We start from the raw sequence: 25185 nt of genomic DNA, 5'->3' as shown, positions 1-25185 counted from the left end.
AAAAATCCTATAAAATTTTACTAAGAAACTTGGAGATTTAAGGAAAAAGTGATGCAAAATTTACAAAAAATCAAAGAAAAAATCCTTGGCACTTCTTTGAAAAGAAAGACAAAGATTTTAATCCTCAACACCCTTATCGGACTTATTCTCATCGCAGGGACGACGATTGTATCGCTTGTGGGCTTGAAATATGATTATGATTCAACATTTCTCAACCAAGAGCAAAAGCTCAAGCAACTCATTGTCATTCAAAATATCTACTCTGATTTGCTTACAGAGTTTATCTCTCAAGATTTAATCTCTGATCAAGTGGAGCATTTGCAAGAGGCTTGGAATGAGTTTAGTCAAATTCAAGAGAAAGAAAACTATGCAACAAGATTTAAGGATTTTTATATCAAGCTGTTTTCTGACTATCAAAAGCAACTTGATGAGCTTTCACAATCTGAAGAGCAAATCACTCAAATCATCAATACAGAGATACCTAGTCAGATTACAGATTTTTGCCTATTTAAAGATACAGCCCTCAACCTCAATATCTTGCTTCATCGAGCCATAGAGCTAAGGATAGAAATCCTCAATGTCAAAAAGAATGCGACAAATTCTCTTTTTCTCACTTCTTTAATCATCGTGGGGGTTTTGGTGGCAATCATCATTAGCACTACCCTCTTTTTCTCTCAAATCATTATCGCCTCTATTAGGGATTTGCACCACTCACTTGAGTCTGTGATTTACAAAAAAACCAAAGAGTTAAGAGAGCTAAATGAGGATTTACAGCAAACCATTCAGCAAAAAATCAAAGAATCACGCCAAAAAGATCAAATAATGTATCAACAAGCACGACTTGCCTCAATCGGAGAGATGATTCAAAATATTGCTCATCAATGGCGACAACCCCTCAACTCTCTAATGCTCCTTATTCAGAGCTTTCAGAGCAAATCTGAAAATGGCAAACTCACTCACGAGTTTATCTGCACTCAAACCAAAGACGCTCTAAGGATTGCCAAAAATATGTCTGATACGATTGAGAATTTTAGAAACTTCTTCCAACCTCACACAATCAAGCAAGAGTTTTGTATCCAAGATAGTATCGAGGATTCACTGCATATCCTCAGCTCCAATCTCAAAAACAACAATATAGAAGCCCACAACCTCTCTCATAAGCATACGATGTTTTTTGGCTATGAAAACGCATTTACTCAAGTGATTTTAAATCTAGTCAATAATGCAAAAGATGCGATTATTTCTGAAAATGTAGGCAATGGAATCATAGAAATCGAAATCGAAGAGAGTGAAAAGGAAATAAAAATTATAACTCAAGACAATGCAGGAGGAATCAAGCTCAAAGAAATTGAAAAAATTTTCGAGCCATATTTTACCACCAAACATAAGTCAGTAGGGACTGGAATCGGACTCTATATGGTCAAACAAATTGTAGAAAATCAAATGGAAGGTAAAATATTTGTCAAGAATGGCTCTTGGATAAGTAAAATAACAAAGCAAAATTATTTTGGTGCAATCTTTGAAATCATTCTTTCAAAGAACAACACCACAACACAAGGAGAGTAAAATGTCTTACGAAAAACTAAAAAACCTCACCCTACTTTATGTAGAAGATGATGAGGATACGCTTAAAGCAAGTGCGATGATTTTAGAGGACTATGTCAAGAAACTTATCGTCGCTCGTAATGGTAAAGAAGCACTAGAGCTTTTGGCACACAATCACGTAGATTTGATTCTTACAGACATTTTGATGCCCAAAATGAATGGAATTGAGATGATTAAGAAAATCCGAGAGGGCAGAAGCAATCCGCAAATCCCTATTGTCATCACCACAGCTCACACAGAAACCCAATACTTGCTAGATGCAATTCATCTAAGAGTAGATGGCTATATCCTCAAGCCAATTGTGATCCAAAGCCTACTAGAAACTCTTGTGAAAGTGGTATTACCGACAATCCAAGCAAGAACAATCAGCAACCAAAACTTGCTCATCAATGCCATTTCTACATTTGTAGGGGGTAAAAAGATTGAAATCATTCGCTATTTGCTAAAAAATATCGATGAGGAATATATCTTTAGAGGTTCATATGAGAGCATTATGGAAGCACTTGATGTCAGTAAGCCCACGGTGGTAAAGACATTTGCTCAACTTATGGATACAGGGCTAATCACAAAGATAAAAAACAAAATTTATCGACTTCACCCTGATATTATTAGCTCTAAAGACTAAAAACCCTTGACTCAAAACGGCATTTCTAGTTAAAATGCCGTTTTATCCCAAATTCTTATTTAGGACTCCCACTTTTTAGCTATCACACTTGATTAAGGAATTTTATGGCAACAAAAGAAAAAGAAACCAAAGAGACAAAAGAGACAAAAACCTCTAGGACACATACTCCCGTAGAGGGATATAAGATCGAAGAGTTGCGTGCAAAGAGCGTCGCAGAGCTTACCAAAATCGCCAAAAGCATAGGGATTGAAAACCCTCAAGAGTATCGCAGACAAGATTTGATATTTGAGATTCTCAAAAATCAAGTCAATCAAGGCGGATATATCCTCTTTACAGGGATTTTGGAGATGAGTCATGAGGGCTATGGGTTTTTGAGAGGGATTGATGGCAATTTCACAGATAGCCAAAATGATACTTATGTATCCCAAAGCCAAATCAGAAGATTTGCACTCAGGACTGGAGATATCGTTACAGGGCAAGTGCGTCCTCCAAAAGATCAAGAGAGATATTATGCACTTCTAAAGATTGAAGCTATCAACTACCTCTCACTTGAAGAGATTAAAAATCGCCCCCTCTTTGACAACCTCACTCCCCTCTTCCCCCTAGAGCAACTCAAACTTGAATACAACCCACTAAAAGTTACAGGAAGAATGCTTGATCTCTTTAGCCCTATCGGAAAAGGACAGAGAGCCCTCATCGTCGCTCCTCCTCGCACAGGTAAAACAGAGCTTATGAAAGAATTGGCTCACGGAATCTCAAGCAATCACCCTGAAGTAGAGCTAATGGTTTTGCTTGTTGATGAGCGACCTGAAGAGGTTACAGATATGGAGAGAAGTATCAAAGGGCAAGTGTTTAGCTCTACATTTGATTTGCCCTCAAGCAACCATATCCGCGTAGCTGAGCTTGTGATAGAGAGAGCTAAGAGAATGGTAGAGATGGGGCAAGATGTGGTGATTTTGCTTGATTCTATCACACGACTTGCTAGAGCTTATAATGGTGCGACTCCCTCAAGTGGAAAAGTGCTAAGTGGTGGGGTCGATGCCAATGCGTTGCATAAGCCCAAGAGATTTTTTGGTGCGGCTAGAAATATCGAGCAAGGGGGAAGTCTGACAATTATCGCAACAGCCCTTATCGAAACAGGCTCAAGAATGGATGAAGTGATTTTTGAAGAATTCAAAGGGACAGGAAATAGCGAAATCGTCCTAGCTCGATCAATTGCTGATAGAAGAATCTACCCTGCCTTTGATATCCTCAAATCAGGGACAAGAAAAGACGACTTGCTCCTAGGCAAAGAGAAGCTTACAAAGGTTTGGATGCTTAGAAATGTGATGCAACAAATGGATGATGTAGAAGCCCTAAGCTTCATCTACTCCAAAATGCAAAAAACCAAAGATAATGAAGAGTTTCTTAATCTAATGAATGAAAAAGACTAGATGAGAGTTGGGATTTTTGATAGTGGGATTGGGGGTGTAAGTGTGCTAAAGAGCCTACTAGAGGCTAGGCTCTTTGAAGAGATTATCTACTATGGCGATACAGCAAGAGTGCCTTATGGGACTAAAGATAGAGAAACAATCATCGCCTACTCCTTGGAAGCTTTGGAGTTTTTTGCCCCTCATAAAATCGATTTGCTTATCATTGCGTGCAATACCGTGAGTGCATATGCACTTGATATCCTCAAAGCTCAAGCCCCCTACCCTGTGGTGGGTGTGATAGAGGCAGGGGTTTTGGCACTGCAAAACAAAGTGCAAGACAAAAACGCCTCAATCCTAATCCTAGCCACTCAAGCTACTACAAAATCCCAAGTTTATCCTAAGGCTTTGCACTCTTTGGGGTATAAACACATTGATTCTATTGCAACCACTCTCTTTGTCCCATTGGTGGAAGAGGGAATCTATGAGGGGGAAATCTTGCAGTCTTGCTTCAAGCACTACTTCCACGCTATCTCCACCCCTCCTAGAGCAATTATCCTAGGTTGCACACATTATCCATTTATCGCTAAGGCAATTAGAGAGTATTTTGGAGGGGAGAGTTTGCTTATCCACTCAGGAGAAGCCATAGTCGAGCAACTCAAAAAGAGCTTTGAGCTTCCCACACTCTCTACTCCCTCAAAGCTTAGCTTCTACTCCTCACAAAATAACTCCACCCTCTCCCACCAAGCCCAAACCCTCCTCTCCCTCTAAAAAATCACAAAATTTTAAAATAGGACAAAACCTGTCCTCTGAAGTAAGATATGCTTTTGTGTGTCCTAACCCTATTGTGTTAAGACTTGACATAGGAGAAAAAAGGGATATAATTTAAGAATTTTTTATCAAGGAGTCTTAGTGATGTTAGAAAATAAAAATCACCCTGAAAACGCAAAGGTGGAAAATCAAAATATTTCCAAAAAATCTAAAAATCAGAGATTTTGGTTATACAAAGCAGGAGAAAATGGGGATAAATGGGAGGAGATGTATTCAAAAGGTTTAATGGGGCTTGGTTGGAGAAAATTGGAAAATTTACAAAAATACTCAAACAAAGAAGAAATAGATGAAGCCCTCAAATCTCTATATCCAAGCGATTCTACAAGGCAAACAAATAACAGAAAATCAAATTGGGATTTTTGTAATGAAGTTCAAATCGGAGATATTATCATCGTTGGAAATGGTAGAAATAAATTTATGGGATATGGGGAGGTTGAGGGGGAATATTTCTATAATCCAAATCTTGATGATGATTTTGCCTCTTTTAGAAAGGTCAAGTGGTTTGCAAAAGGAGAATGGATATGCGAAGATAGCGGAAATTGGGCAATAAAAGCTTTAACGGATGTAACAGAAGATTATGCCCTACTTTATCCTATACTTATTCAAATGGGCTTCTGTTATCAGCCCTTAAATCAAATTCTTTATGGTTCTCCAGCAACAGGAAAAACTTACAATACGATTGATAGAGCCTTGGAAATTTTGGTAAGACACGATAAAGATTTGAGGCTTCCTAGCAAAAACAACAGAGAGGCTAGAAAACAACTTTTTGAAGAGTACAAAGCAAAGGAGAGAATCGAGTTTGTAACCTTTCATCAAAGCTATGGATATGAGGAGTTTGTAGAGGGAATCAAGCCAATAACAGACAAGAATGGTGATATTTCTTACGAGGTTACGAATGGGATTTTCAAGGAATTATGTCGTAAAGCTCAAGAACCAATTTTGACAAATCAGAAACTTGTCAAGGAACTTGAAGAGGCATATAATAATTTTGTAAGCCAACTTTATGTCTATCCAACCTCTCTACTTTCACCAAAATATATAGATGAACGCCCAACAAAAAGTAGTTTAGAAGGGCTTATAGGAAATGGCGAAAAAATCGGAACTTCTAAATCAGGAACAGATAAAGCAAAGTTCTATTACCTGACAGATTCAAGTGGAACAATAAGAGTTTTGGCAGATACAGAAAAACCTAGCCCTATACCATTATCTTGCAATGAGTTTATTTACTCCTATTGTCGAGGCTTGAAAGGAACAAGGTTTTCCTACTATTCTGTTTTTGATGAAATTTTGAATGACTTTAGACTTAAAAGAGAAGATATTCAAAAAGAACTTGCAGGACAAATTCAAAATACACAACCTTATATCCTCATCATTGATGAAATCAATCGTGGGAATATCAGCAAGATTTTTGGAGAACTCATCACTCTCATTGAGCCTAGCAAAAGGATAGGAGCAAGTGAGGAGCTAAAAGTCAAGCTCCCTTATAGTGGGACAAGTGATGAGCCACTCTTTGGAGTGCCTAGCAACCTCTATATCATCGGCACGATGAATACAGCAGATAGAAGTATCACAAGCCTTGATACAGCACTAAGAAGGAGATTTGAGTTTGTAGAGATGATGCCAAAACCAAGTGAGCTAGAGGGATTAGAGGTGCAAGGCACAGACATAGAGCTTGGCAAAATGCTAGAGCAAATCAACAAAAGAATCGAGTTTCTCTACGATAGAGAAAAAACAATCGGACACGCATTTTTCTTGAGTGAGTGCAAAGAGGGAGAAAGCTCTATCACGCTAGAGCAACTCAAAGGCATTTTCCAAAACAAAATCATTCCTTTGCTTCAAGAGTATTTCTACAATGATTACGCACTTATTCAAGCCGTGCTAAATAGCAATAGAATGATTGAAAAGAAAGAAGAAAAAACAGGAAAATTATTTGCTATCGATAGCTTGGTAAATGAGCTTGATTTGGAAAACAAGCCCATTTATAAGGTTGCTGATTTAGAGAGTGATATTTGGAATGATAAGGAAACCTATATTGCACTTTATGAAAACAAGATTGCAAGAAAAATAAACAATTTAAACAAACAAGATGAAACTGATACAGAGAGCAAGGCTTGATGAAAATCTTCCAAGTCATCGAATATCAAGCTTTTACAAGTAAAAAATGCGACAAGAGGTTTTTTGACTCCCTTGTGGCATTCTCACAGATTGAGGGCAATGAGCGTTTTATCAAGCACCACAAAAAAGCAGGGATAGATTATCTCAAAGCCCAAAACTATGTAGGCGTGATACAGACAAAATATGGCACTCTTGAGATATTACCTAAGTGCTTTGGAGAGGATTTTTCATCTCCAAACACTCCACAACCCCAAGAAGAGCAAAAAGACAAACAAACCTGCAAGGAAGCCCTGCAATCTTTTTATGCTGATTTTGAATCCCAAAATTTCAAGGCAGATTTTTTCCCTCACAATGATGCGACAATATCGGCAAGAAACTTTCTCATCTTTTGCCTCAAAACCCTCAAAAACACGCCATTCAAAAGAAGTCAGCTCTCCTCACTCCACGCCCAAAACACCCCACTTCTTGAAGTGTTTATGCAAATGTTTTGCTATGAGCTTTTTGAACTAGTCAAAAAAGGCATACGCCACGACTACACTCAAAGAGAAGAGAATCGAGCTTATCTCAAAGGAAAGTTGCTTTTCAAAGAGCAGATTCGCCACAACTTGGTGCATAAAGAGAGATTTTTTACACGCAGTGATGAGTTTGTGGGCGACAACCCTAGCAATCGCCTCATCAAATCCACTCTTACCCTGCTCAAATCCCTCTCCCCCTCTCACACCACGCTTTCCCTCATCAATCGCTCTCTTGAAATCTTTGAGGAGATTCCACAAAGTCGCAATATCCCCAAAGATTTTCTTTCTTGCACGACTTCAAGGCACTTTAGTTACTATGAAACGATTTTGGCGTGGTGCAAGGTGTTTTTGGAGGGGCAGAGTTTTAGTGCTTATAGTGGAGAGAGCAAGGCGTATGCTTTGCTTTTCCCAATGGAGAGGCTTTTTGAATCCTATGTGGCTTATATGCTAAGAAGCAATCAAAAGAGCAAAATCCACGCCCAAAAATCGGATAAATACCTTCTCTATGACAAAAACCACAAAGGATATTTTCAGCTCAAAGTAGATTTGCATATCCAAAAAGAAGATAAAGTCATCATCGCTGACACCAAATGGAAAGCCCTCAAAAATACTGAAGATATCTCTCAAAGCGATCTCTATCAACTCTTTGCTTACGCTCATTATCATCAAGCCCAAGAAGTATGGCTTATCTATCCCAAACTCCACCACAAAGACAATCAAGCACTAGAGATTTCTCAAGAGTGCAAAGCCTACAAACACCATATCACGCTAAGAAGCGATAAGCTATCTCAAGCCATAGGCTATAAAATCCCTCTAAAAATCCTTTTTGCCCCTCTTAGATTTTTCTAGGAGTTAAGTTTGGGGGCTTATTTTTTGCCTTTTGTCTGTATTTTGCATAAAAAACCTTAAAAAAAGATAATTTAAAGTCGCATTTGCTCCAAAAAAAGATATGATAAACCCTTATTCCACCCACAAAGGAGAAATAATGAAAATAGCTAGTTTCCTCAAAAGCGTTGAAAGGATAGGGAATAAACTCCCTGATATTACTACACTCTTTTTGTATGCTTTGATTTTGATTATGCTTCTATCTTTTTCCCTCTCTTATGTGGATTTTCACTACTATTTAGTCGGTGCTGATGGCTCACAGGGAGAGAAAATCGCGATAAAGAATTATCTTGCTTTATCAAACTTCCTAGAGCTTGTAGTCGCTTCTACCAAAAACTTTATCAACTTCCCTCCCCTAGCCGTTACACTTGTAGTAGCACTAGGAATCGGCGTGGCTGAAAGCAGTGGGTTTTTGAGAGTGTTGCTTAGCAAACTTGCTTCTCTTACCCCCAAAGCCTTTGTCGTGCCTATGGTATTGCTCCTCTCTGTGGCTAGTCATATTGTCGGAGATGGGGCTTATGTGTTTTTGATGCCCATTGCAGCAGTGCTTTTCCTCTCAGCAGGGCGACACCCCGTAGCAGGGATTGCCACAGCGTTTGCAGGACTTGCAGGAGGGTTTTCAGCAAGTTTCACCCCCTCAATCATCGATCCTATTATGCAAGAATTTACAGAAAAAGCCTCGCATATCTTGGATAAGAGCGTAGAAGTCAATGTCTTGTGTAACTACTTTGTTTCTCTTGGTGGGATTGTAGGGGTTGTGCTATCTTGCTGGTATGTGTGTGAGAAAATCGTCGAGCCATTCTTGCAAAAGAATCTCCCTATCGATTCTAGCTTTGATGATGAGAGTTTTATGAGTGTGTCAGCTCAAGAGAACAAGGCCTTTTGGTATGCAATGCTTAGTGTGATAGCCCTAAGCGTGGTGCTTGTAGTCTTGGCATATCCTAGTGATTCTCTCTTGCGTGGAAAGAGTGGGATACTTACTTCAAGAGATGCAGTGATGATGAAAGCCCTAGTGCCTTTGATGTTCCTCTACTTTGCCCTCCCTGGGTTTATCTATGGCAAACTCATAGGAGCTTTCCCTACTTTCAAAGAAGTGTTTTCAGCGATGACTGATTCACTCAAGCCTTTGGTGGGGTTTATTACTTTTTGTTTTGTGTGTGGGCAATTCCTCTATGTCTTCAATCACTCCAATATCTCCAAACTCATTGCTCTAAGTGGTGCAGATCTTCTCAAATCTATGGGAATGCCTAGTGGGATTACGATTTTGGGATTGATTATCCTCACAGCTATTCTCAATCTTTTCATCACTTCAGCTACTTCTAAATGGGCAGTTTTAGCACCGATTTTTGTGCCAATGCTAATGCTTCTTGGAATCTCCCCTGAACTCACTCAAGCCGCCTTTAGGGTGAGTGATAGTGCAATCAATGTCGTTACGCCACTCTTTGCATTTTATCCCCTCATCATTAGCTATTGTCAAAGATATTGCTCTCAAACGGGCGTGGGGACACTAAGCTCGATAATGCTCCCCTTTAGTATCGCATTGCTTTTAGCTCTGACAGTCACGCTCTATCTTTTCTGGTGGCTTGGGATACCACTAGGGTTTGAGAGTAGCTATACCTACATAAGGGGTTAGAAATGTCTTATGCCAAACTTCAGATAGAAAACTTTTTTCGCTATCTCTCTATCCCCTCTCAAAGCGATTCTAACTCCTCTACTCTCCCTAGCACTCAAGGGCAATACGCCCTAGCCCAAGTGCTAAGAGAAGAGCTAGAAGCTCTAGGGCTAGAAGATATCAAACTCCAAGATAACGCAATCCTCACAGCCAAGCTAAAGGGAAATACTCAAGGCAAAAGCATAGGATTCTGTGCTCATTTAGATACCGTTGATGTGGGACTAAGCCCTCAAATTCACCCTCAAATCCTTAAGTTTGAGGGGGAAGCCTTAGTCTTGAATGCTGAAAAAAATATCATTTTTGATCCTCAAAAACGCCCTGAGATTATGAAATACAAAGGAGAAGAAATCATCTTCACTGATGGCACAAGTGTGCTAGGGGCTGATGATAAGTCAGCTATTGCTACGATTATGACACTTCTAGCCTATCTCAAGAGTGAAAACCCTCCTCACACTGATATCTATGTGTGCTTTTTACCTGATGAAGAGGTGGGGCTTAGAGGGGCAAAGGCTTTGGAGCTTGAAGATTTTCCTGCAGATTTGTGCTTTACTATTGATTGTTGTGAAGAGGGGGAGCTAGTGTATGAAACTTTTAATGCAGGGAGTGCAGTGGTTCAGATAGAGGGCGTTACAGCCCACCCTATGAGTGCTAAGGGTGTGCTAGTCAATCCCACTTTGGTGGCTATTGATATCGCTAATTGCTTTGATAGGCTCAAAACTCCTGAAAATACAGAGGGGTATGAGGGGTATATCTGGGTGCAAGAGCTTCAAAGCAATCAAGCACAAGCCAAGCTCACTCTCAATATTCGAGATCACAACAAAAGCAAGTATGAGAGCAAAAAGGCTTATATCAAGCAAGTGGTGGAGCTAGTGCAAGTCAAACACCCAAGAGCCAAAATCACGCTAGAGATTGCTGATATTTATAGCAATATTGCTGATTCTATGAATGAAGACAACCAAGAAGCACTGAGTGTGCTAAAAGAGGCGTTTGGTAAGTGCAATATCACTCCCAAAATCTTCCCTATGCGTGGAGGGACTGATGGCAGTGCGTTTTCTAGCAAAGGAGTTTTCACTCCCAACTTCTTCACAGGGGCTCACAACTTCCACTCAATCTATGAATTCCTCCCATTCAAGGCGTTCTATAAGAGCTTTGAAGTGGCTAGGGGGATTGTGGAGATTGTGGGGAGAAAGTAACCTATCCCTACTTTCTATCCCCTCCCCACTCTTAAAAAACTTCTTTTTCCCTAAAAACTTTCAAAAAGATTTGAAAAAAGTAGATGATTTTGCTAAATTTTCATATCACATCTCAAAAATAAAAATAGGACATTCTTTGTCCTCATGATAAAGATACAATTTTTCATATTTCAACACAAGGAGCAAAAATGTTTCAGACATTACAGAATCGACTACAACTCACCCACGCAAAGGCAATGGGATACCACAATGAAAGTAGGTTTGATGAGGCACTCAAGGCTTTTAAATCCAAAAATAGCCTTATAGAATGGTTTGATAGTCAGTTTTATGATTTGGTGCATTTCCCTCAGAGCTTTTATCTCAAGGCTTCAGAAGTACTAGGAGTAGATGAGAGCAAAATCCAAGAAGATATGGAGAAAGCCACTCAGCACATCAAAGACAGAGCAAACTATGGCAAAGATATATCTATCAAAACTCAAATCACGCTTGATGAACTCAAAAATCAAGGGACAAATGTCTTTGGGCTGATGTGTGCCAAGAAGCAAAAAACTCTTCTCCTTCAAGACATTGAGTGCTTTGTGTTAAAGCCCCACGATGAAGTCATCAAAGGCTATGGAGAGATTATCAAAAAGCATTTTCAAGAGAATGCAGGAGCTATCCCCTCTTTGGGAGAGATATTGGGCTATTCTGTGATGATTTGGGGCAAAGAATATCACTTCTCCCCTCAAGGAGAAGTGATGGAAGTTGTGGAGAGGGGATAATCTCCCTCTACCTCGTATCTCAAAGGAGAAAAAATGAAAAAACTCTATCAACCAAAGAAAAAATACCACCTCAAAAAACTATGCTACAACCCAAGCATTCATCTAAGCGAGATTGACACTTCGCTCATCACTGATATGTCAGGACTTTTTGAAGGATTTGATGGAAATGATGAGGCAACAAGTAGAGATTTTGAAGGGATTGAAACTTGGGATGTATCAAATGTGAAAAATATGGCAAATATGTTTTCTCAAAGCAATTTCAATCATCCAATTCAATCTTGGAATACAGGCAAAGTAAAAAATATGGCAGGAATGTTTTCTTGCACCCCATTTAATCAACCCATAGATTCTTGGAATGTAGGCAATGTAGAAAATATGTGTTATCTTTTTGCTTACTCGAACTTCAATCAACCCCTGCACTCTTGGGATGTTAGTAAGGTTAAGTTTATGGATGCGATGTTTTCCAACACTCCCTTTAATCAAAATATCAATCATTGGAATATTGGTGAGGTGTTAGATTTATCTTTTATGTTTGAAGACTCGGATTTTAATCAATGTCTAGACTTATGGAATACAAGCAATGTTCGTGATATGTATGCTATGTTTAGAAATTCTCCCTTCAATCAACCCCTGCATTCTTGGGATGTTAGCAATGTGGAAAATATGGATGAGATGTTTGCTTTTAGTAAGTTTAATCACCCTCTTAACTTATGGAAACTCACAGCGATGAGAGAAAAACCCAAAGATATATTTTTGGATTCTGATTTTCAAGGGAGTTTAGATTTTTTATCTACAATCACACTCCACCAAGAGAAAATCTATACTCTTAAAAAAGAGTGGAAAAATAAGCTTAATACTTTTATGTGGAAAAATAGAAAAAAATTCATAGTAAAAAATCTAAAACATTAAAATATTTTTTCTAAAAAATCTCAATTGTATCTCAAAAAAATATTGACTAAGAGTTTGCAATCTTTCTCTCCAATTTCTCTAGAGAGATTCTAAAATCTCTTTGCAATCTACGAAAATATTTATCCCATTTTGAAGGAGGATTGAGTTTTTTATTTTTATCAATTCCCCAAAATCTCTCTTTTATCTTTTGCATTGTAGCCACCCTTCTATCACCACCACAAAACTTATAATATCGCAAAATTTTCTCCATTTTTTCTGCCACACTTTTAGCTTCTTGACTTCTATCCAATGCTTTTGTTTCTAACAAAAAGCTTCTAATCTCTCTATCAAATTCCCTATCCTTTTGATTTATCAATCCATATATCCAACAATCATTTTGAAATTCTTTTCTTTTGTTGTTCTTCTCAAAATTCATCACAATCCTTTCACTAAAAATATTAAGATTTTTATCAATTTAGATATACAAAAATCAAGTCAGAATGAGGAGAAAATTATATTCTCCTGTATTTTCATTCCTTTAAAAATCCATACTCATAGATTTTTGGCTCTAGTTTTTTGGCAAGCTCTCCAAGAGTTTCGCCAAGCACTGCCATAAGCTCTTTATATCGAGTATCTTTAGCCTGTTTGATGTCATTCATATCCCCACTTCTGTTGTCTCTACCCTGAAAAAACTCTTTGATATCATAAAGTGAAGCATTGACATTATAGGATTTGGTATTTGATGCTTGAACATGATAATGGATAAAAATCTCTCTACCTGCATTAAATACTGCCTTGGCTTGCAAGCTAAATTCTAGTTTGCTACTTTTATTTTTATACAATGAATTGTTCATATTGTAAAACTCTACCTTGCCATTTATAAAACGAGTCATAAAATCGCTCTCAAATGCACTCTTTGCTCCAACTTCATGTTCTGTAAAAGGAATAAAATAATTTATACCATTTTGACTAGAAATTTTGTTTTGCCCATGAAAGAGTGCAAATGCAAAGCAATCACTTTGAAACTCCCTGTCCTCTTCCCATAGAGGGTTTGGAGCATAGAATTGATCCCTATCATTTATCCAAGTTGCCTTTATTGCATGACGAACAGAAAAATAAACAAAAGATACAATCAGATTATTTTTGCTTAGTCTAAATTTTGTAACACCTTTTGCATTTCCAACTCCCTTAAGATAATTCCAAAAATTTATATTTACATATTTGCTATTTTGAAAGTCTGTCCCTTTGCAACACATTGCAGATATCTCATACAAAGTATTATATTCTGCATATTTCTTAATCCACTGATTTATTGTTTCGGTATCATATGATGGATAGAAAAACTTGCTTCCAATCCGAGTCCCTTGTTTGTTAAAAACATCAAGATTAATATCTTGTATCTTTTTTTTGCTATGAGTATTCCAAATTAGAAAACCAATAGGAAAACCCTCTTTAACATTATCAAAAGTTTCAGAAGGTGTAATAAAACCACCCAAAAAATCACCTTTAAAAATCTTTCTAAAAGCAACAAAATTAGATGCATTGATGTATTTTAATGTAGAAAATGTTGCCAAAACACACCCTCCAATCTCTTTGATTATTCGAACAAAAAACTGAACATATAGTTCTCGAATAGACTTGCCCATATCCTTCATCCAAACCTCAGAGATTCGTGTTGTATTACTGACATTTGTTTTATTTTTATTGTCCGATTTTTTTGTTGCTGTGGTTGCACTTGCCGATTCGGCATAAGGTGGGTTGATGTAAATTACAAGTTTTTGGCGTTTTTTCTCATCTTTTATAATCTCTTGGAGAGTTTTTGGCAATTTAGAAACAGCAATGCCCCCCCCCCCGTAGGTTTATCAAAAAACTCATCATTGAGAAAATCAAACTGAAAGATGTGATTCTCAAAGAGATTTGCTCCATTTTTGATCCTCTCTTTGATGACATCAACATCGGCTTGATCAAGGGTGGAGCAAAAGATATTTCTACGGTTGCTAAGTCCTGAGAGGAGATTGCCTGTCCCACCTGCACAATCCCATATATAATACTCCTCTTGCCAATCCTCTCCCAAAGCTTTGGCTAGGTATTCTTGAGATTTTTGCACCCAAATTTTGGGAGTGAAAAACGCCCCCTTGCGTTCTCTGACATCTTGAGCCACTAGCCGATCTCTTCTCTCAAGAATATAATCCCAAAATTCTTTTCTTGGTGGGCGTTTATAGACACTCCAAAAAAGGTTGTATTTTTCTTGATTATCATCAAAACTAGTTTCCTTGTAGAACTCATCATTACCAATCATATGTCTAACCCTATAATGATCCCCTTGTAAAACAATTCTGAGCCGTTCAGTAATTGTAGTGTTTTCACTTGAGAGCAAATCAGCAAGATAAAAATCTGCATCAATCACATTATATTTCTTTTTCATCTCTTCCCAATCTGCTCGCAATGTGGGTTTTACTACCTCTACCCATTTGAAATACACGCTTACAAAGTTGTTTTTGTCTATCTCATATTTGCTTATCTCATCTGTGGTGAGGTTTGAGGTGATAAAGCTAGTTAGCTCTTTGCTTTGACTCTCATAGAAGAAGACAATCATCTCTTGCTCTATGGTGGGCTTAAGTTGAGTGAGAAGGGAGAGGAATTGAGGGGTTTTGTGATTGCTTGGGGTTACGCTCCAGTCAATGTCATTTTGATAAAACACCTCTTGGATACTTGAGTAAGGGAGAAATGCAAACTTCTCTGCATCAAAAGCCCCTAAGAATTTGGGCGTTTGTTGGGTGTTGTATCGGTATTTTCCGATTGTGAGAATGAGCTGGATAAAAGACTCATACAGACAAGAATCTTTGCCATTTTTGGCTTCAGCCCAAAGGAGATTGATTTCTCCTAAAATTCCTAGATTTTGAGTGATACAGAAGTCGATTTTGTCGCCAAAGTAGTTGAATTTTTTGAAATATAAGTCTTTGATTTTGCTTTTGAGCTTTTCCTCTGTGAGTGTGAGAAGATTTTGCATTGACTTTCCTTTGTGTGAAGTTATCTTGGGATTGTATCAATACGCATTTACAAAAGTCAAGCAAAAGTTTAGATAAAAATAACGATTTGCTAAAAAGTTTTTTCTAACCCAAAGAGGGCTTATCCCCTCTTATACTCCCCACTCTTTCCCCCACTCTTGAAATCTAGTGCGATATCTGAGATTTTCATCCCCTTATCAATCGCCTTTAGCATATCATAGATTGTAAGAAGTCCGATAGATACGCTTGTGAGGGCTTCCATTTCTATCCCTGTCTTGCCATCACATTTGAGCGTAGCAGAGAGTGTGATAGCATATTTGCTCTCATCATAACTTGCCTCAACATCCACAGAGTTTATAGCGATAGGGTGGCACATTGGGATAAGCTCACTTGTCTTTTTTGCCCCCATAATACTTGCAATAATTGCCGTTTGAATTACCGGCCCCTTTTTGGCTGTCTGATTGACTAGAGCTTCATAAGCCTCTTTGCTCATCGTGATTGTTCCACTTGCTTTTGCCACTCTTTGAGTGATTTGCTTCTCTCCTACATCCACCATTGTGGGGTGGTTATTTGCATTGAGGTGTGTGAGTTTCATTCTCTCTCCTTTACTTGGCTTTGGGGCGGAAGACTTGGATATGCTCTTCATTGCCCTCGATATACGCCCCACCGATTAAGTCGATACAATAAGGTATCGCAGGAAATACGGCTTCTAAGCACTCCCTGATACTTTTAGGCTTACCAGGGAGATTGACAATAAGGCTTTTTCCCCTAGTCCCTGCTGTTTGGCGTGAGAGGATTGCTGTGGGGACATATTTTAGACTCACTGCCCTCATCTGCTCTCCAAACCCTGCTAGGATTTTCTCACATACTTCTTCTGTGGCTTCAGGGGTAACATCTCTAGGAGCAGGACCTGTGCCACCTGTGGTAACGATGAGATCACAACCCTCTTCATCACTCATCTTTTTCATCATCGCCACAATACTTTCATAATCATCAGGGATAACCTCATAGTGATATTCCCATTCATTGGCGATGAAATCACTTAGCACTTCTATGATTGCTTTGCCAGAAATATCCTCATACACCCCACTACTCGCTCTATCACTTGCGACAATAATTCCTACTTTTACCATTTTTTATCCTCAATATTAGTTTGTATCCATTGCAAAATCTCAGGGATATTATCCAAATCTAGCACATTCTCTCCCTCTTTTGCAATATTTTTGAGTGCATAAGCCCTCACCTCCTCTTCATATCCACTCTCTATGCTCCCTCTTGCCACTAAGATTCTCTCAAATCCTAACTCTCTCAGTCCTTCAATGAAGACATAATCCCAATCTTTGAGAAATGGAGCGATGATTTCTTGAGGGGTGGGAAGAGAGTTTTGAAGCATTAAAGTAGCCTTTTTGGGAGAATATACGCACACATCTGCCCCACTCTCAAAGAAGCGATAGCTATCTTTGCCCTCTGTGTCAAACCTAGCCTTGTCTTTGGGGTCGTGCTTGAGGATAAATACCCTCTTGCCCTCTTTCCTCAAAGCAAGGGAGAGTTTTTCTATCAAAGTGGTTTTGCCACTATTACTCACCCCACAAAAGCACACCACCCTTGCCATTTAGCCCAAAATCCCTGAATGCTTGAGATGATAGCTTCGCTCTTTGGCATAAACCCTCTCTCCATTGACAAGATCATATTTCCATATAGGAGCGTTGTGTTTGAAGTCTTCGACAAACTCCGCATAAAGCTCTAGAGCATTTTTGCGATTGGAAGAGAGAATAGCACTCATATATGAGCTCTCCCCATTTGGCACATCTCCTCTTGAGTGAGCCATACATACGATAAGATTTTTCTCCTCTGCCCTCTTTTGCCATTTGGCAAACCATTGTCTTAAAAGTGGCTCATAAATATCAAAGCTTAGGCCCTCTATTCCATTCTCATCTCGCACCACCCCCGTAAAAACACAACACGCACCAAAATTCTTCTCTCTTGCCACCCTCTCCCACTTCGCATAAACTTCGCTTGTAGGCACTACTCCATTAAAAAGCTCTAACATTCCTCTCCTTTTGGGTTGAAAAATCATAAATTTGGATTATATAATTTTAGAGTTCAAAAAATCTCTTAAAACAAGGAGTTAAAAATGAAAAAATCTCTATGCTGTGTCGCTATCGCTTCTTTCATCTTAGGAGGATGTGCAAGTAAAGACATTATCTTCACCCAAACCCCACTCTGTCAAGCCCCAATCGCAACAATCTCATTGCAAAATATCACCCAAAAAGATAGTCAAACCACTATCGGCAAAGAAGAATACAAAACTATCCTTACTCAAATCTTGCAAGGCACAAACTGCCTCACAATCACGCCAAATAGCCAAGATGATACCTATGCTCTAAGTGCCACCTATGAAGTCAATCTTAATTCTGAAGAGAAGAAAGAAACGCTAAGTTCTCAAAGCACTCACACTCTCAATGCTAAAGTCAAGCTAATTATCACAAGCCAAAATGAGATTCGCCAAGAGGTGGGAGAATCTACTATCCAAGCCCAAGAGAAAAGAGTGCTAGGGATAGGAGAGAGTGAGGAGATTTCAAGAGAAGATGAAATCAATGCTTTGAGAAATTCAACCCTCATTGCAATCAAAAACTTTATCAAATCCCTCAATCAACCTCAAAACTAAAGGAGATTCCCCCCTCCTTTGCCCCAAAATCTCCCCAATCTCTCACAAAAACTCTGTTTTAAGGTGTGTTTTTCTTTTTGTCATCTTCTTGCTTAAATCTTTTTGATAAAATAAAAGTTTTTAATACAATCTTTTAAGGATAGAGAATGAAAGTTTTATTGATTGAAGATGTGCCTTCCCTTGGGAAAAAGGGCGAAGTTGTAGAAGTCAAAGACGGATATGGACAAAATTTTTTGATAGCCAAAGGCAAAGCAAAACTAGCGACAAATGAAGTCCTCAATCGCTACAAAGCCGAGCAAAGAAACAAGCAAGAGCAATTAGCACTAGAGCAAGCTCAAAGAGAAGCTCTAGCAAAGAGCCTTAAAGAAATCAAACTGACAATCAGCAAAAAAAGTGGAGAAAATGGCTCACTTTTTGGTGCGATTACCAAAGATGAAATCGCTCACGCCCTAGAGCAATCTCACAAGATTGAAATCGATAAAAAACACATTGGGCTTGAAGCTCAAATCAAACATATTGGAGAATACACCATTTCAGCAAATCTAGGCAATGGAATCCACGCTTCATTTTTGCTTGAAGTCAAAGGAGAGTAAGGCGTGTTTGAGGCAACAACCATACTAGGATATTGTGGAGAGTTTGAGGGCAAACGCTATGCAATCATTGGAGGAGATGGGCAGGTAACTTTTGGAAATTGTGTGCTTAAGGGCAATGCCACTAAGATTCGCACCCTCTATAATGGCAAGATTTTGAGTGGATTTGCAGGAAGCACAGCTGATGCGTTTCAACTCTTTGATATGTTTGAGAGGATTTTAGAAGCCAAAAAGGGGGATTTACTCAAAAGCATTATTGACTTTAGCAAAGAGTGGAGAAAAGATCGCTATCTAAGAAAACTAGAGGCGATGATGATTGTGCTTGATAAAGAGCATATTTATATCCTGAGTGGGACAGGCGATGTGGTAGAGCCTGAAGATGGCAAAATCGCAGCTATTGGCAGTGGGGGGAATTATGCTCTAAGCTCGGCTAGGGCATTGGATAGATTTGCCACTCTCCACCCCAAAGAGCTAGTCAAACAATCCTTGCAAATCGCAGGGGAACTCTGTATCTACACAAACACAAATATCAAAATCTTGGAGCTAGAATGAAAGAGCAAAACCTCACCCCTCCTCAAATCGTAGAATATCTTGATGAGTATATCATCGGACAAAAAGAAGCCAAAAAAATCATCGCCATTGCATTGCGAAATCGCTATCGCAGGTTTTTGCTCCCCAAAGAAACTCAAGAAGAAATCACACCCAAAAATATCCTAATGATAGGCTCTACAGGAGTTGGAAAAACTGAAATTGCAAGAAGAATGGCAAAAATGCTAAAACTACCTTTTATCAAAGTAGAGGCAAGTAAATACACTGAAGTGGGGTTTGTGGGGCGTGATGTAGAATCAATGATTCGAGATCTTGTGGCAGTTTCATACAATCTAGTTCAGCAAGAATTTCAAGAGAGCAATCAAGAAAAAATCCAAGACTATATCAATGAGAAAATCACAAAAAAACTCCTCCCTCCTCTCCCTAGTGGGGCAAGTGAGGAGAAAAAGAGAGATTATGATATTAGCTTTTTAGCGATGAAGCAAAGAGTGGAGAGAGGAGAAGTCGATCATCTAAAAGTAGAGATAGAGATAATGAAAAAAAGTGATTTCTCCGATCTTGGACTTCCCCCTGAAATGCTAAAAGCTCAAGAATCAATCGTCAAAATCATCTCTCCTAACCAAAGTGTCAAAAAAGAGCTAAGCGTAAAAGAAGCCAAAGAAATGCTAAAAAGCGAGGCATTGGATCAAACCCTAGATCAAGAAAGCCTCAAAGCCCAAGCTCTCAAGAGGGCTGAGGAAGGGGGGATTATCTTTATTGATGAGATTGATAAGATTGCAGTAGGAAGCAAAGATAGCTCAAGGAGTGATCCAAGCAAAGAGGGGGTTCAGAGAGATTTGCTCCCAATCGTGGAGGGGTGCAGTGTACATACCAAATACGGACAGATTAAAACCGATCATATCCTCTTCATTTCAGCTGGAGCATTTCATCTAAGTAAGCCGAGCGATTTAATCCCTGAGCTTCAAGGGAGATTCCCTCTTAGAGTGGAGCTTGACAGCCTTACAGAAGAGGCAATGGTGCAGATTCTTACTAAAACCAAAAACTCAATCCTCAAGCAATATCAAGCCTTGCTAGAGGTAGAGGGAGTGAAGCTAGAGTTTAGCCCTGAGGCAATCAAAGAGTTAGCCCACCTCTCAATCAATGCCAATCAAAAGACTGAAGATATCGGAGCTAGGCGATTGCATACCACGATTGAGAAAGTGCTAGAAGAAATTAGCTTCAATGCTCATGAGCATAAAGGAGAGACAATCACTATCACTCAAGAGCTTGTCAGAGAGAAGTTGGCTCATTTGGTAGAAAATGTAGATTTGGCAAGGTATATCCTCTAATGAGCAAAGCAGGATTTGTAGCAGTTTTGGGGCGTCCTAATGCAGGGAAATCTACACTTTTAAATTTCCTATGCGGACAAAATCTTGCTTTGGTTTCCCACAAAGCCAATGCCACGCGAAAGCGAATGAATTTCATCATCAACCACACCAACTCTCAAGGAGAGATTTGTCAAATCATTTTTGTAGATACCCCTGGAATTCACAAGCAAGAAAAACTTCTCAATCAATTTATGCTCCAAGAAGCACTTAAAGCTATGGGAGATTGTGATCTCAATGTATTTTTAGCTCCAGTGTATGATGAGCTAAAATTTTATGAAGAGTTTTTGGAGCTTTCAAGTGGCAAACCCCATATCTTGCTTCTTACCCAATGCGACAAAGTTAGCAAAGAGGCAGTATTGGAGAAAATGAGTGAGTATCAGAGATTTGAAGATAGATTCCTAGCTCTTATCCCCACAGAGTGCAAACCTACCTTTAACCCTACTCCACTCTTAGAGACGATTTCTTCTCATCTCCCCACCTCTCCCCTTCTCTATGATGAAGAGATTCTTACCACAAGCAATATGCGTGAGATTTACAAAGAGATTATTAGAGAGAGTTTGTTTGAGAATTTAAGCGACGAGATTCCTTATGAGAGTGATGTGGTGATTGAGAAATTTATCGAATCCCCTACCCTCAATAAGGTCTATGCCAAAATCATTGTAGAGAAAGAAAGTCAAAAAGCGATGATTATCGGTAAAGGAGCAAATACGATAAAACGCATAGGCAAAAATGCACGACTTAAGCTAGAATCCCTTGAAGAAAAAAAGATTTTCCTTCAACTCAATGTATTTGCCCAAAGAAATTGGAGCAAAACTAGAGAGGGACTCAAAAAAATTGGATACGATTTTGATTTTTAAATGTATGGAGAGTTAGCGTGAAAAAATTAGCCCTTATTTCATCTATGCTTTGTTTAATTCAAGCAAATGATTTTTCAGAAAAAGCCCTTGATAGCATTGTTTCAAGCTATCGGCAAGCAGGGTGGCAACAAGTGGAGCAAAAGATTCAAAATGTTTTGGCAGACAAGCGTTATTGGCTGATTGCCTTGCAAAACCAAGATATCCGATATGGCTACTATGAAAACACAAGCTTTCTTTTCATCTCAGACAAAAGTAAGCCCTCACTCTCTCTCTATAAAGTCCAAAATGGACAGCTCACCCTCCAAGCCAATGTCGATGCACTAGTGGGTTCAGGTAAGGGCAACAAAAACATCAGTGGGGATTTAACCACTCCTATTGGAGTATATGATCTCCTCAACAAACTCACAAAACTTGATCAATATTATGGACCTATGGCATTTGTTACCTCTTATCCCAATGCTTATGACAAATCGCTCAAAAAGACAGGCTATGGGATTTGGATACACGGAATGCCCCTCAATGGCAATCGAGATGAGCTAAACACAAAAGGGTGTATCGCTATTGAAAACGATGAGATTACCAAGTTTGATAAAATTATCAAATACAACAATACACTTCTTATCACTTATGAGGGGAACTATATCCCACCGACAAAAGATGAAATGGCTTCAGTGCTCTCAGGGCTTTTTCAATGGAAAGATGCGTGGCAGAAAGGAGATTTCAATCAATATATCTCTTTTTATGACACAAATTTTAAAAAACCCAATGGAATGGGATATAAAGGCTTCAAACAATATAAGCAAAAAATCTTTGCAAAAAAAGAAGTCAAGCAAATCAATCTCTTCAAGGTCGATGTCGCTCCCTACCCCAATGAAGAGGGGAAAAAACTTTTTAGAATCACCTTTGATCAAGACTATACAGCCTTTAATGGAGAGAAACTCACATATCGCTCTAGTGGGAGAAAAGAGCTTTATGTCCTACTCAAACCTAATGGAAAAATCTCTATTTTGCTAGAAGAGTAAGATAAAAATACTTTATTTGAAATTTTAGAGAGAAAATCTTTGGAGGAGAAAACTCCCCCTGCAAAGATTGATTAAAATGTAGTTTGATTACCAAGTGGAGCGATGACATCCCAATGCTCAACTATTTTATCCCCCTCGACTCGATACAAGTCATAAAAAGCAACGCTAGGTGCAACACCCTCATTATCAACCATTCCAAACACTCCCTCGCTGATTGAGAGGACAAAATCCCCACTTCCCAATAGCAAAATGATTTTGTCAAAACGAAGCTTAAATTCGTTCTTATCTCTAGAATTATCCACAGTTACACGCAAGGCATCGATTCCATCTGGAGCACCTGAATTGTGTTGAATATATTTGTCTTTATTAAGGTATTTCTCCATATTTGATGTATTTTGATTTTTCAATACCTCTTCCAAAAACGCTCCTACAATTTCTTTGTTTTTCTCAACATCACTTTGAAGGGAAACTTGCATAACGCCATCTAGCTGTGTTCTTCCACTTGGATTTGGAGGTGTTTTATCAGATACATTACTCCAATGATTAAGAATTTTTGAATCCTTGATTTTAAAGACATCAAATGCAACCTTATCGACATTGCCTTGCTTAAACTCACTATGAATAATAAGATAGTCTTTGTCCTCAAATGCACGATAGACTTGCATATCACTTCGCTTATTTGCTCCATAGCTCAAATCATCTAAGCACATCTTAATCTTTTCTTCAAGCTTCAAGTTTGTCTCAGTCGCCATCAGTCCTACACTCACTCCAGCAGTCAGTAACATTTTTTTAAGTATTTCCATACTTTTCTCCTTTGAAATTTTTTTCTGTCAAAAATGACAATGCAATTATATTTCTAAATACACTCAAAAAACAAGTAGGAATTTTTTTATGATATAATATACATTTTTATACTATTGCGTATTTATCGTGATTTAAAGAGATTAAAAAAAAAGGAAATTTATGAAAAATATATACATTTCTCCCTGTCCTATTGAGACCACACTCAATATTATTGGCAACAAATGGAAGTTTTTAATTATTAGAGAATTACTTGATGGCAAGAAACGATTTGGGGAGCTCAAAAGAAATATTGCACGAACCAAAAATCAAGAGATTTCACAAAATGTCTTGACAACAAATCTTAGAGAACTTGAAACAGCAAAAATCATCCAAAGAAAGATTTATGCACAAGTCCCACCAAAGGTTGAGTATTCTTTATCAGAGTTAGGGGAGAGTCTAAAGATTGTCTTAGATGGGTTGAGGGAATGGGGAGATTTTTATAAGAATTTTTGCGAGTAAGTGGGTTTGATTGAAGCTCACACACCGCCTTTCTCTTTAGAAAACATATTTATAAGCCAAAATAACCGCATCGCTTCTTTGATAATGGCGATAATAGGTAAAAGTTGTTGAGCCATAGGGTTCGTTTCCAATTTGATAGTATTGCTCCTCTTGAAATCCTCCTAGCAACATTCGATAATATAGCTCAAAGCGATGATGAGAGCCTAGCATTGTGCTCATTCCCGCCCTCACATGTCCTCCAAAGTCTGAGCTTTCTCCTATAAGAGTTGTACTCATCTCTATCCCCAAGAAAAGCCCAAAAGCTGAAGTTTCATTTTTGTAGAGTGTCCCCATAAAATCAATTCCAAGATTTAAATCTCCATATCCTACCCTCACATCACCTCCAGCACCCACAAACCAGCGAAAAAGCATAGAATCTCTAGCAAAATAATGCTCTGTCCCAAGATTTGCTCCGATATACACTCCATAAACGCTCCCCCTTCTTCCTTGATTGCTCTTATTGAGGCTATCTTGATTTTCCACATATTGACTATAACTCCCACCTGATTCAATCCCTATAAAAAACTTTGCCTCAAGCAAACTAGCCAACACAAATAGAGCAAAAATCAATTTTTTCATTTTTCTTCCTACCAGAAAAGTTTTTTAAATCCCACACTTAAGGCAAAGCGATGAGAGATAAAGGAGCTAATGGGAGCTTTGAGTAAAATATCAATTTGATAGCCTTTGTCAATCACAGCACTAAATCCCCCACGCAAACCAAAGGTGGGAGAGACTCCAAACGCTACAAGATCACTCCCCTTGCTAATCCCCTGAAACAAAAGCCCCAAATCTACTCCTAACTGAATAGCAGGGAGAAAATCACTTTTGTTTGAAGGGAGAAAGATCAATCCTGCAAGAGTGCTTCCAAATTGAAAGTTCTGCCCTCTAAGATTGTCGCCATTTTTGACTTCAGAGAGAATCGTGTTGTCTTTGCCTTTGTAAAAACCATAAGCATAAGAGAAATTTATCCCCCAAACAAATCCATTGCGATATTCTTTCCCCCAACTTACCCCTAGATTTGCCTCGATTCCATTGCCTATCCTATCGACATCAAGCCCCTTTCTCCAAGAAAAACTCCAATCATAAACCATACTATAAGAAGCTCCACCCTCAACACCAAAATAAAACCAATCTTCAGAGGGCAAAACCCACTCTTGAGCTTTGAGTGTGCTAAATAGGGCAAAAATATATGCCAAAACTTTTAAACGCATCTCTTCTCCAAAAAGATAACTTTCTCTTTTAAAATTCTAGCACAAAATCTTTCCCCTCAAAAAAATATAAAAT

The 25185-nt window shown here is 38.6% G+C and carries 27 protein-coding genes; 17 read left to right on the top strand and 10 right to left on the bottom strand.

Going from position 1 to position 25185, the window contains the following annotated elements:
* Positions 1 to 51 precede the first annotated feature (51 nt).
* The 10 genes from CQA58_RS04010 (at position 52) to CQA58_RS03965 (ending at position 12520) form a co-directional block, all read left to right on the top strand.
* Entirely contained in the window at positions 52 to 1566 is a 1515-nt protein-coding gene (locus CQA58_RS04010; RefSeq protein WP_115569439.1) for a sensor histidine kinase, read from the top strand.
* Between the two features lies 1 nt (position 1567).
* Entirely contained in the window at positions 1568 to 2230 is a 663-nt protein-coding gene (locus CQA58_RS04005; protein WP_115569438.1) for a response regulator, read from the top strand.
* A 104-nt stretch (positions 2231 to 2334) separates the two neighbouring features.
* Positions 2335 to 3663, top strand: a complete 1329-nt coding sequence (gene rho, locus CQA58_RS04000) for a transcription termination factor Rho (protein WP_115569437.1) — start codon at positions 2335 to 2337, stop codon at positions 3661 to 3663.
* Positions 3664 to 4410 (top strand): glutamate racemase, encoded by a 747-nt coding sequence (murI, locus tag CQA58_RS03995; RefSeq protein WP_115569436.1) that lies wholly within the window; start codon positions 3664 to 3666, stop codon positions 4408 to 4410.
* Between the two features lie 144 nt (positions 4411 to 4554).
* Positions 4555 to 6585 carry an AAA family ATPase gene (locus CQA58_RS03990; protein WP_115569435.1) on the top strand — a complete coding sequence of 677 codons (2031 nt, stop codon included), beginning with the start codon at positions 4555 to 4557 and terminating at the stop codon, positions 6583 to 6585.
* Positions 6585 to 7949, top strand: coding sequence for an McrC family protein (locus CQA58_RS03985; RefSeq protein WP_115569434.1), 1365 nt, complete (start codon positions 6585 to 6587; stop codon positions 7947 to 7949). The genes CQA58_RS03990 and CQA58_RS03985 overlap by 1 nt, the downstream gene beginning before the upstream one ends.
* Before the next feature lie 136 nt (positions 7950 to 8085).
* The gene (locus CQA58_RS03980; RefSeq protein ID WP_115569433.1) at positions 8086 to 9618 is read left to right on the top strand and encodes an AbgT family transporter; all 1533 of its coding nucleotides are present in this window, start codon (positions 8086 to 8088) and stop codon (positions 9616 to 9618) included.
* A 2-nt stretch (positions 9619 to 9620) separates the two neighbouring features.
* Positions 9621 to 10850: a peptidase T gene (gene pepT, locus CQA58_RS03975; RefSeq protein WP_115569432.1), complete on the top strand. Its 1230-nt coding sequence runs from the start codon at positions 9621 to 9623 to the stop codon at positions 10848 to 10850.
* Positions 10851 to 11038: 188 nt separating this feature from the next.
* Entirely contained in the window at positions 11039 to 11611 is a 573-nt protein-coding gene (locus tag CQA58_RS03970; protein ID WP_115569431.1) for a hypothetical protein, read from the top strand.
* 33 nt (positions 11612 to 11644) lie between these two features.
* A complete protein-coding gene (locus CQA58_RS03965; RefSeq protein WP_115569430.1) occupies positions 11645 to 12520 on the top strand; it encodes a BspA family leucine-rich repeat surface protein in 876 nt (291 codons plus the stop codon).
* Between the two features lie 46 nt (positions 12521 to 12566).
* On the opposite strand, the gene CQA58_RS03960 is transcribed toward CQA58_RS03965, so the two are convergent.
* The 7 genes from CQA58_RS03960 to CQA58_RS03935 form a co-directional block, all read right to left on the bottom strand.
* Positions 12567 to 12935: a hypothetical protein gene (locus tag CQA58_RS03960; protein ID WP_115569429.1), complete on the bottom strand. Its 369-nt coding sequence runs from the start codon at positions 12933 to 12935 to the stop codon at positions 12567 to 12569.
* Between the two features lie 94 nt (positions 12936 to 13029).
* The gene (locus CQA58_RS08435; RefSeq protein ID WP_342767781.1) at positions 13030 to 14325 is read right to left on the bottom strand and encodes a hypothetical protein; all 1296 of its coding nucleotides are present in this window, start codon (positions 14323 to 14325) and stop codon (positions 13030 to 13032) included.
* The gene (locus CQA58_RS08430) at positions 14298 to 15509 is read right to left on the bottom strand and encodes a hypothetical protein (protein ID WP_342767780.1); all 1212 of its coding nucleotides are present in this window, start codon (positions 15507 to 15509) and stop codon (positions 14298 to 14300) included. Before CQA58_RS08430 ends, CQA58_RS08435 begins: the two co-directional genes overlap by 28 nt.
* A gap of 119 nt (positions 15510 to 15628) precedes the next feature.
* Positions 15629 to 16102 (bottom strand): cyclic pyranopterin monophosphate synthase MoaC, encoded by a 474-nt coding sequence (moaC, locus tag CQA58_RS03950; RefSeq protein ID WP_115569428.1) that lies wholly within the window; start codon positions 16100 to 16102, stop codon positions 15629 to 15631.
* A gap of 10 nt (positions 16103 to 16112) precedes the next feature.
* Positions 16113 to 16640, bottom strand: a complete 528-nt coding sequence (gene mog, locus CQA58_RS03945; RefSeq protein WP_115569427.1) for a molybdopterin adenylyltransferase — start codon at positions 16638 to 16640, stop codon at positions 16113 to 16115.
* The gene (gene mobB / locus CQA58_RS03940; protein ID WP_115569426.1) at positions 16634 to 17119 is read right to left on the bottom strand and encodes a molybdopterin-guanine dinucleotide biosynthesis protein B; all 486 of its coding nucleotides are present in this window, start codon (positions 17117 to 17119) and stop codon (positions 16634 to 16636) included. Before mobB ends, mog begins: the two co-directional genes overlap by 7 nt.
* Positions 17120 to 17557: a molybdopterin synthase catalytic subunit gene (locus CQA58_RS03935; RefSeq protein WP_115569425.1), complete on the bottom strand. Its 438-nt coding sequence runs from the start codon at positions 17555 to 17557 to the stop codon at positions 17120 to 17122.
* Positions 17558 to 17641: 84 nt separating this feature from the next.
* Here CQA58_RS03935 and CQA58_RS03930 point away from each other — a divergent pair, with 84 nt between their 5' ends.
* The 6 genes from CQA58_RS03930 to CQA58_RS03905 all read left to right on the top strand — a co-directional run bounded on the left by CQA58_RS03930 (position 17642) and on the right by CQA58_RS03905 (position 22560).
* Positions 17642 to 18175, top strand: coding sequence for a hypothetical protein (locus CQA58_RS03930; protein ID WP_115569424.1), 534 nt, complete (start codon positions 17642 to 17644; stop codon positions 18173 to 18175).
* 146 nt (positions 18176 to 18321) lie between these two features.
* Positions 18322 to 18768 carry a 50S ribosomal protein L9 gene (gene rplI / locus CQA58_RS03925; RefSeq protein ID WP_115569423.1) on the top strand — a complete coding sequence of 149 codons (447 nt, stop codon included), beginning with the start codon at positions 18322 to 18324 and terminating at the stop codon, positions 18766 to 18768.
* Positions 18769 to 18771: 3 nt separating this feature from the next.
* Positions 18772 to 19317 carry an ATP-dependent protease subunit HslV gene (hslV, locus tag CQA58_RS03920; RefSeq protein WP_115569422.1) on the top strand — a complete coding sequence of 182 codons (546 nt, stop codon included), beginning with the start codon at positions 18772 to 18774 and terminating at the stop codon, positions 19315 to 19317.
* A complete protein-coding gene (gene hslU, locus CQA58_RS03915; protein WP_115569421.1) occupies positions 19314 to 20642 on the top strand; it encodes an ATP-dependent protease ATPase subunit HslU in 1329 nt (442 codons plus the stop codon). Before hslV ends, hslU begins: the two co-directional genes overlap by 4 nt.
* Entirely contained in the window at positions 20642 to 21538 is an 897-nt protein-coding gene (gene era, locus CQA58_RS03910; RefSeq protein WP_115569420.1) for a GTPase Era, read from the top strand. The genes hslU and era overlap by 1 nt, the downstream gene beginning before the upstream one ends.
* A gap of 44 nt (positions 21539 to 21582) precedes the next feature.
* A complete protein-coding gene (locus CQA58_RS03905; RefSeq protein WP_115569485.1) occupies positions 21583 to 22560 on the top strand; it encodes a L,D-transpeptidase family protein in 978 nt (325 codons plus the stop codon).
* Between the two features lie 71 nt (positions 22561 to 22631).
* Here CQA58_RS03905 and CQA58_RS03900 read toward each other — a convergent pair whose 3' ends face one another.
* A complete protein-coding gene (locus CQA58_RS03900) occupies positions 22632 to 23363 on the bottom strand; it encodes an ester cyclase (RefSeq protein ID WP_115569419.1) in 732 nt (243 codons plus the stop codon).
* 160 nt (positions 23364 to 23523) lie between these two features.
* Here CQA58_RS03900 and rrpB point away from each other — a divergent pair, with 160 nt between their 5' ends.
* Positions 23524 to 23862 (top strand): MarR family transcription factor RrpB, encoded by a 339-nt coding sequence (gene rrpB, locus CQA58_RS03895; protein ID WP_115569418.1) that lies wholly within the window; start codon positions 23524 to 23526, stop codon positions 23860 to 23862.
* Between the two features lie 36 nt (positions 23863 to 23898).
* On the opposite strand, the gene CQA58_RS03890 is transcribed toward rrpB, so the two are convergent.
* Positions 23899 to 24480, bottom strand: a complete 582-nt coding sequence (locus tag CQA58_RS03890; RefSeq protein WP_115569417.1) for a hypothetical protein — start codon at positions 24478 to 24480, stop codon at positions 23899 to 23901.
* An 8-nt stretch (positions 24481 to 24488) separates the two neighbouring features.
* A complete protein-coding gene (locus tag CQA58_RS03885) occupies positions 24489 to 25112 on the bottom strand; it encodes a hypothetical protein (RefSeq protein WP_115569416.1) in 624 nt (207 codons plus the stop codon).
* Between the last annotated feature and the right edge of the window lie 73 nt (positions 25113 to 25185).

The sequence above is a fragment of the Helicobacter brantae genome, from assembly GCF_003364205.1.
Lineage (GTDB): Bacteria > Campylobacterota > Campylobacteria > Campylobacterales > Helicobacteraceae > Helicobacter_G > Helicobacter_G brantae.
The sequence above is the reverse complement of the archived record's forward strand: the minus strand, read 5'-3'. Positions and strand labels throughout refer to the sequence as shown.

What these genes read in the sequence shown, in the direction of transcription:
- CQA58_RS04010 (WP_115569439.1), top strand. Translation starts at nt 52, where the DNA reads ATGCAAAATTTACAAAAAATCAAAGAAAAAATCCTTGGCACTTCTTTG.
- CQA58_RS04005 (WP_115569438.1), top strand. Translation starts at nt 1,568, where the DNA reads ATGTCTTACGAAAAACTAAAAAACCTCACCCTACTTTATGTAGAAGAT.
- rho (WP_115569437.1), top strand. Translation starts at nt 2,335, where the DNA reads ATGGCAACAAAAGAAAAAGAAACCAAAGAGACAAAAGAGACAAAAACC.
- murI (WP_115569436.1), top strand. Translation starts at nt 3,664, where the DNA reads ATGAGAGTTGGGATTTTTGATAGTGGGATTGGGGGTGTAAGTGTGCTA.
- CQA58_RS03990 (WP_115569435.1), top strand. Translation starts at nt 4,555, where the DNA reads ATGTTAGAAAATAAAAATCACCCTGAAAACGCAAAGGTGGAAAATCAA.
- CQA58_RS03985 (WP_115569434.1), top strand. Translation starts at nt 6,585, where the DNA reads ATGAAAATCTTCCAAGTCATCGAATATCAAGCTTTTACAAGTAAAAAA.
- CQA58_RS03980 (WP_115569433.1), top strand. Translation starts at nt 8,086, where the DNA reads ATGAAAATAGCTAGTTTCCTCAAAAGCGTTGAAAGGATAGGGAATAAA.
- pepT (WP_115569432.1), top strand. Translation starts at nt 9,621, where the DNA reads ATGTCTTATGCCAAACTTCAGATAGAAAACTTTTTTCGCTATCTCTCT.
- CQA58_RS03970 (WP_115569431.1), top strand. Translation starts at nt 11,039, where the DNA reads ATGTTTCAGACATTACAGAATCGACTACAACTCACCCACGCAAAGGCA.
- CQA58_RS03965 (WP_115569430.1), top strand. Translation starts at nt 11,645, where the DNA reads ATGAAAAAACTCTATCAACCAAAGAAAAAATACCACCTCAAAAAACTA.
- CQA58_RS03960 (WP_115569429.1), bottom strand. Translation starts at nt 12,935, where the DNA reads ATGAATTTTGAGAAGAACAACAAAAGAAAAGAATTTCAAAATGATTGT.
- CQA58_RS08430 (WP_342767780.1), bottom strand. Translation starts at nt 15,509, where the DNA reads ATGCAAAATCTTCTCACACTCACAGAGGAAAAGCTCAAAAGCAAAATC.
- moaC (WP_115569428.1), bottom strand. Translation starts at nt 16,102, where the DNA reads ATGAAACTCACACACCTCAATGCAAATAACCACCCCACAATGGTGGAT.
- mog (WP_115569427.1), bottom strand. Translation starts at nt 16,640, where the DNA reads ATGGTAAAAGTAGGAATTATTGTCGCAAGTGATAGAGCGAGTAGTGGG.
- mobB (WP_115569426.1), bottom strand. Translation starts at nt 17,119, where the DNA reads ATGGCAAGGGTGGTGTGCTTTTGTGGGGTGAGTAATAGTGGCAAAACC.
- CQA58_RS03935 (WP_115569425.1), bottom strand. Translation starts at nt 17,557, where the DNA reads ATGTTAGAGCTTTTTAATGGAGTAGTGCCTACAAGCGAAGTTTATGCG.
- CQA58_RS03930 (WP_115569424.1), top strand. Translation starts at nt 17,642, where the DNA reads ATGAAAAAATCTCTATGCTGTGTCGCTATCGCTTCTTTCATCTTAGGA.
- rplI (WP_115569423.1), top strand. Translation starts at nt 18,322, where the DNA reads ATGAAAGTTTTATTGATTGAAGATGTGCCTTCCCTTGGGAAAAAGGGC.
- hslU (WP_115569421.1), top strand. Translation starts at nt 19,314, where the DNA reads ATGAAAGAGCAAAACCTCACCCCTCCTCAAATCGTAGAATATCTTGAT.
- era (WP_115569420.1), top strand. Translation starts at nt 20,642, where the DNA reads ATGAGCAAAGCAGGATTTGTAGCAGTTTTGGGGCGTCCTAATGCAGGG.
- CQA58_RS03905 (WP_115569485.1), top strand. Translation starts at nt 21,583, where the DNA reads ATGCTTTGTTTAATTCAAGCAAATGATTTTTCAGAAAAAGCCCTTGAT.
- CQA58_RS03900 (WP_115569419.1), bottom strand. Translation starts at nt 23,363, where the DNA reads ATGGAAATACTTAAAAAAATGTTACTGACTGCTGGAGTGAGTGTAGGA.
- rrpB (WP_115569418.1), top strand. Translation starts at nt 23,524, where the DNA reads ATGAAAAATATATACATTTCTCCCTGTCCTATTGAGACCACACTCAAT.
- CQA58_RS03890 (WP_115569417.1), bottom strand. Translation starts at nt 24,480, where the DNA reads ATGAAAAAATTGATTTTTGCTCTATTTGTGTTGGCTAGTTTGCTTGAG.
- CQA58_RS03885 (WP_115569416.1), bottom strand. Translation starts at nt 25,112, where the DNA reads ATGCGTTTAAAAGTTTTGGCATATATTTTTGCCCTATTTAGCACACTC.